Here is a 544-nt window from a genome sequence, read left to right as displayed (position 1 = left end):
ATTGCCCTCGTGAAAGTAGGTCATCGTCAGACTAACCAAAAAAACGCCCAGCATCAAAACGATGTCTGGGCGTTTTTACGTCAACACAAAATAGATCCGAACAAACAGAAACTGCGCGCCAAGGCTGTAAGCGCCCGGCGAAACCACCTTCCCCCAGCCGCTTAGCCCATTGAAGATCGTGTCCACTAGTTCTGATGGTGGGCACGATGGCTGTCGTCATCCCGCGTCGGACGCGGCGTAAGCGCCCGGCGAACCCGTCTTGCCGTTTCGCTCAGGCGCATTCGCTCGGCTGCCAACGATGCGGCAGCAACTCCCCGATCTTGCTGTATGGCTGGGTCGGCAGTCTTTCGAGCACATCCTTCAGATACGCGAAGGGCTCATGGCCGTTGAGCCGCGCGGACTGGATCAGACTCATGACGGCAGCCGCGCGCTGGCCTGCGCGCAGGCTCCCCGAGAACAGCCAGTTCTTGCGCTTATGCCAACCTTTGCATAAGCGCAATTATGCGCGGCCCTCGATTATGCAAGCCCTTCGGCCTCGAGTGCG

The 544-nt window shown here is 58.8% G+C and carries 1 pseudogene; it reads right to left on the bottom strand.

Going from position 1 to position 544, the window contains the following annotated elements:
• Positions 1 to 271: 271 nt before the first annotated feature.
• A pseudogene (locus C664_RS20075) lies at positions 272 to 472 on the bottom strand (transposase domain-containing protein); the annotation flags it as partial.
• Positions 473 to 544: the final 72 nt, after the last annotated feature.

The sequence above is a fragment of the Thauera sp. 63 genome, assembly GCF_000310165.2.
In the GTDB taxonomy this organism is placed as follows: Bacteria; Pseudomonadota; Gammaproteobacteria; order Burkholderiales; family Rhodocyclaceae; genus Thauera; species Thauera humireducens.
This window is presented reverse-complemented; position numbering and strand designations above follow the sequence as displayed.